General features: G+C 65.2%; 1 protein-coding gene. It reads left to right on the forward strand.

What is annotated here, in order from left to right:
* The first annotated feature begins 479 nt into the window (after positions 1–479).
* A complete protein-coding gene (locus BM204_RS22100) occupies positions 480–881 on the forward strand; it encodes a hypothetical protein (RefSeq protein ID WP_091117779.1) in 402 nt (133 codons plus the stop codon).
* Positions 882–1,011 lie beyond the last annotated feature (130 nt).

Consider the following 1,011-nt stretch of genomic DNA (forward strand, 5'->3'; position numbering starts at 1 on the left):
TAAGCCCCGTCGCCTTCGAGATGCAACACTCCAACCAGACCGCGGCAGAAGCAGAAGCCGCATAACCCCGTGTCCACCGTCCGGGGTCAGGGCCAACCCCAAGTGGGTGGGGCTGCGTGTCAGGGCATTTCGGGTCGCCCGGTCGAGGGTGACCTGGTAGCCCATGGCCTTGAGTTGGCGGATCGCGCGGGGTGCTCGAACGAGTGGCAACGAAGGCGCAGCCAACCCACATCCCGACCCACGATCTCAGGAGCGGTCATGGCTGGGGCAAGAGGCAGATGCTCGCGGGAGCAGTGTCCTTGCTTGTCGGACTTCTCGGGTTCCTCGCCGTCTGGGCCTTCTCCTAGCCGGCTGCAGAACTGGTCGTCGACACGCCGGTGATTGCGCGGCCGCGACACGTGCCAACACCTCCCGCAGGTCGGTAGTGGCTAGGGCGCGGTCCAGCGCATATCGGGAGGGGACCTGTCAGGCCTCCGGTCGTGTCCAAGTGTCCGTTCTGCGGACCGCCCGCCGAGCAGGTCTTCCTGCGCGACGGACCCTTCGACCTAGACCTAGACCCTGCCGAGTGGTCAGCCACCTTGCGACTGCTGACCGCCGTGAGGGATCAGGTGGCTATCGAGCACAACCCTGCCGGCTGGAACCTCGGAATGAAGGTGAGCAGCAGTATCCAATCGAGCGTCCCGTCATCGCCGGTCAAACACGGCGTTGATTCGCGGGTACACCTCGTTGTGCCAGAGGTGTGGGGGGAATCGGAGGTGACGTGGAGCGGGATCGGCATCGAGGCCTACAGCTCGGAGTCCGTGCGCACCTCAGGAGCATGGATCGAGACAGTCTCGACGGTGGCCGATCGGCGGGTCTTCACAGGCAGCGATGAAAACTGAATCCCGGGTGGCCCTGCCCGACCCCACAGCTCGCTTGACAGCGGCCACGAGAAACTGCCCGGAGACGGCCATGAAACTGCCCGCTGGCGGACATGAGAAGTGCCCGGTGGCGGCCATGAGATCTGCCCGA

Source organism: Nocardioides psychrotolerans (assembly GCF_900113685.1).
In the GTDB taxonomy this organism is placed as follows: domain Bacteria; phylum Actinomycetota; class Actinomycetes; order Propionibacteriales; family Nocardioidaceae; genus Nocardioides; species Nocardioides psychrotolerans.